Source organism: Novosphingobium sp., from assembly GCF_032093395.1.
Classification (GTDB): domain Bacteria; phylum Pseudomonadota; class Alphaproteobacteria; order Sphingomonadales; family Sphingomonadaceae; genus Novosphingobium.
Genome location: NZ_DAMDBA010000080.1, coordinates 19,041 through 23,336 on the forward strand (window position 1 = coordinate 19,041; position 4,296 = coordinate 23,336).

Here is a 4,296-nt window from a genome sequence, read left to right on the forward strand (position 1 = left end):
CGACCAGACGGAAGCCGCCATGAGGAAAACCGGAACCGCACGGTACCACTGCATTCCCGGTCCTCCCTGCCGCCGCCTACGAACAGTTTGGAAATATGAGGGAATTGCCGATAATTGCAACGCTCTCATGCGCGGCGCGGCAGAAGCGTCGCGCAAGGAAAAACCCCTCCCGCCTCGCGGCGGAAGGGGTTTTTCATTTCCAGCCCGAAAGCGGAAAAGCGAAGCGTCAGAGTTCGCCTTCGATCCAGCCCTTGAGCGCGCTCTTGGGCGCGGCGCCGAGCTTCTGGGCAACGGGCTTGCCGTCCTTGAACAGGACCATCAGCGGGATCGACTTCACGCCGATCTCGGCCGGAATGCCGGTGTTGGCCATGATGTCCATCTTGGCGATGGTCACCTGCTCGGACAGCTCTTCGCTGATCTCTTCCAGAGCCGGGCCGATCATCTTGCAGGGGCCGCACCAGTCGGCCCAGAAATCGACGAGCACCGGCTTGTCGGACTTCAGAACGTCCGCTTCGAAGCTGGCGTCGGTAACAGCGATAGTCGCCATGAATTGAAACTCCTCGGGTATCTCGGTTGAACGCAATCTAGGGACGAATTGCCCTGAGGCAACGCCTGCCAAGCCATAGCTTTACTGGGCCGGGGAAAAGTCCGGCTTGTGGGCGGCCAGCACTTCGGCGGGAACGGCGATCAGGCGGGGAACGGCGGTGTAGAGCAAGGCCACTTCCACCGTGCGCCCCGGAAAGGCCACTTCCAGCGCGGCGGCATAGGCCGCCATTTGGCGCAGCACCCCGCGCGGCACCTGCTCAAGCCGCTCGGGCGGACGGCGCGCGGTCTTGTAGTCGACCAGACGCACGCGGTCCGGCTCCACCACCAGACGGTCTATCGTGCCCGCCACCACCTGCCCACCGACCACCGCCGCTACCGGCACTTCGGCCAGGCTGGCAGGGCCGAACAGCTCCGCCCATTCTGGCGTGCCGAGCACGGCCATGGCGCTTTCCAGCATGGCCTCGCGTGCGTCCCCCGGCAGATCGGCGGCATTGCGCGCCAGCCATTGCCGGCCCGCTTCCCCGCGATCCGCTGCCGAAAGTTGCGGCAGGCGTTCGAGCAGCTTGTGGACCAGCGTGCCGCGCCGCAAGGCATCGCGCCCGGCGCCGGGCGGAAACGGCGGATCGGGCGCATCGTCCTCGCCCAGCGCGGAAGGCGCGAGCGGACGCGGCGGGCGCGGCTCGGCAGGCGGCGCGCGCTCCAGCCAGCGCGGCAAAGGTTCGCGCAAGGGCAGTTCCACCGAGCGCACCTCCGCAGGCAGCGGTGCCGGCACCGGGCCGTTCTCGCAGCGCGTGCCCCAGATCGCGTCCTCGACCTCCACCTCGGCCGGGAACAGGGCGCGCAGACTGGCGTACCAGCTCTTTTCCGCCGGACCGTCCTTGTCCCGCCGCGCGAGCGCACCGCCCACGAACAGCGCTTCCTCGGCGCGGGTCATAGCGACATAGAGCAGGCGCCAGTGCTCCTGCTCGTCGCCTTCGCGGTTGGCGGCGATCTGGGCGGCGATGCGGCCCACCTTCTCGTCCTTCGACAGCGGCGGCAGAGGCACCTTGCGGCGCTCGTCGCGCGGGTCGGCCAGATCGAAGCCGCGGTCGCGCGCGGTCTCCGGGTTGCCGGTGGCATCGGCCAGGATGACGATCGGCGCCTGAAGCCCCTTCGAGCCGTGGACCGTCATCACCCGGACCAGGCCCGCTGCGGCATCCGCCTCGCGCTTCAGCTCGCCATCGCCCGCATCGAACCAGGCGAGGAAGCCCGCGAGGCTGGGCGTATCGGTGGCGACATAGGCCTGCGCGGCATTGACCAGTTCGTCGATCGGATCGTTCGCCTCGCTGCCGAGCCGCGCCACCAGCTTGCGCCGCCCCTGCCACGGGCCGACCAGCAGCCAGTGCAACATGTCCTGCGGCGGCGTGAAGTCCGCGCGCGTGAGCAGGTCGCCGAGCTGTTCGAGCGCCGCGCCGATCTCCGGGCCGGACTGGGTGCGCAGATGCTCCCAGAGGCGCCGGTTCCTGTCGCGGTAGCCGAAGCGCAGCAACTGCTCCTGGCTCCAGCCCACCAGCGGCGAGACCAGCAGCGCGGCCAGGTTGAGATCGTCGAGCGGCTGCACCGCAAAGCGCAGCGCCGCGATCAGATCCTTCACCGCCAGCGGCGCGCCCAGGCGCAGGCGGTCGACGCCCGCCACCGGCACGCCCGCCGCATGAAGCCGCGCGACGATCAGCCCGGCCAGTTCCTTGCGCTGGCGCACCAGCACCATGACGTCGCCCGCGCCCGCCCGGCGCTGCCCGCCCTTGTTGAGCGTGAAGCCCGGCCCCGAGGGATCGAGCCATTCGCGCACCTGCTGGGCGATGCGCTCGGCCATCTGGCGGTCGGGGCGGGAGAGCCAGTTGGGCTGCTGGCCGTCATTCTCGTCGTCTTCGAGCGGCTCGTCGTCGTCCTCGCCGATCTGTTCGGAAACCGGCTTCCACAAGGCGACATAGCCGGGGCGCTCCTGCCCGACGTGGCGTTCGGCGGGGCGGTCGAGGCCGAAGCGGGCGTGGCCGATCCCGGCAATGGCCTCGTCCACGAAATCGAGCACCGGCTGCGCGGTGCGAAAGCTGCGGTCGAGCCCGAGTTCCAGCAGCGGGCGCGCGGCGATCTCGCTGCGCAGCATGTCGGCATTGTCGGCGGCATCGCGCATCCGCCCCCGCACGCGATCGGCGGCGCGGCGGAAGTTTTCGGGGCTGGTCCCCTGAAAGCGGAAGATCGCCTGCTTGTAGTCGCCCACCACGAAAAGCGTGCGCAGCAGACTTTGGGGATGGCCTTCGCGCTGCCCCTCTCCCGCCCAGAATTCCTCCGCCATGGCGAAGACGATGTCCCACTGCGCAGCATTGGTGTCCTGCGCCTCGTCGACGAGGATGTGATCGAAGCGGCGGTCGAGCTTGTAGCGGATCCAGTCGGCCGAGGCCTGCCCGCGCAGCAGATCGGCGGCGCGGCGGATCTGGTCGTCGAAGTCGATCAGCCCCTCGCGCTGCTTCGCCTCGTCCCAGGCGAGCGCGAAGGCGCGGCCGAGGCGCAGCGCCGGGACCAGCCTTGCGGCAAGACCGAGCAGCGCCTTCGTCTCGCGGATCTTCACAAGGCACTCACCAACGCGCAGGGCATAGCCTTCGTAGTCGGGATCGCGCTTGGAGAGGTGGTTGAGGCTGCGGACGCTGTCGTCCTTGGTGAAGAGCGCGGCGTGGAGATCGTCGATCGCCTCCGCCCTCTTCGCCGCACTCCAGGTCAGCCAGGGAACGAGCACGTCGGTGGCCTTGTGCGCGGTGGCGGTGTTCCACTCGGCCAGCACTTCGCAGCATTTGCGCAGCGAACGCACGTCGAAGGCATCGTCGCCGCACATTTCCGCGAGCAGATCGTCGCCCGCCTCGTCCGGCAGCCCGAGCAGGCGCAGGACATGGCTGCGGATATCGCCCGCCTGCCACGATCCCGGACCGAACCAAGCCTCACGCGCACCGGCGCAGCGCAGCAGGAAATCGACCACCGAGTCCGGCCCGTGCCGCAGCGAAAGCTGGGCGATGGCGCCAAGCAGGCCGGGACCGTCGAATGCGTCCGTCTCCGCCGCAACGAGCAGGTCCGCCAGTACCTGCCGCGCCAGCAGCGCGCGTTCGCGATCCTCCATCGGCCGGGTGCCGGGCACGAGCTGCGCTTCCAGCGGAAACGTCGCTAGCAGCCACTGCGAAAAGGCGTGGATGGTGTCGATCCTGAGGCCGCCGCCCGGACTGTCGAGCACGGCGGCGAACAGCGTGCGGGCGCGGGCGCGCGTCTCGGGATCGGTAGGCGCACCGATCGCATCGAGGCGCTGGAACAGCAGGGTGTCCTCCAGCCGCACCCATTCGGCCAGCGTGCCGTTGATGCGCGCGGCCATTTCCGTCGCGCCCGCCTTGGTGAAGGTAAGGCACAGGACCTGCGAAGGATCGACGCCCTCCTGCAACAGCAGGCGCAGCACGCGCGAGGAGAGCACCTGCGTCTTGCCGGTCCCCGCCGAGGCCGAGAGCCACACGGTGTCGCGCGGGTTCACTGCCAGCATCTGGTTGCCGTGCAGCGGATGGACGGCGGCACCGCCGCTCATGCTTCATCCTCCCCGGCATTTTCGGGGCGCTCGCGGCTGCCGAGCGAGGTGATCCATTCGTCGAGACGCATCAGCTGGTCGTAGTCCGCATAAGAACCGAGTTCGGGATTGAGCCGCGCGGTGAAAGGCTCCGTGCCCAGTATCCAGCGGTCGAG

At 69.0% G+C, this 4,296-nt stretch carries 2 protein-coding genes; both read right to left on the minus strand.

Translation table 11 applies throughout. From position 1 onward, the window contains the following. Positions 1–226: 226 nt before the first annotated feature. On the minus strand, positions 227–547 hold the full coding sequence (gene trxA / locus RT424_RS20025; RefSeq protein ID WP_086493615.1) for a thioredoxin: 321 nt from the start codon (positions 545–547) through the stop codon (positions 227–229). A gap of 81 nt (positions 548–628) precedes the next feature. Next, positions 629–4,141 carry a double-strand break repair helicase AddA gene (gene addA, locus RT424_RS20030; RefSeq protein ID WP_313441839.1) on the minus strand — a complete coding sequence of 1,171 codons (3,513 nt, stop codon included), beginning with the start codon at positions 4,139–4,141 and terminating at the stop codon, positions 629–631. Positions 4,142–4,296: the final 155 nt, after the last annotated feature.

What these genes read in the sequence shown, in the direction of transcription:
- addA (WP_313441839.1), bottom strand. Translation starts at nt 4,141, where the DNA reads ATGAGCGGCGGTGCCGCCGTCCATCCGCTGCACGGCAACCAGATGCTG.
- trxA (WP_086493615.1), bottom strand. Translation starts at nt 547, where the DNA reads ATGGCGACTATCGCTGTTACCGACGCCAGCTTCGAAGCGGACGTTCTG.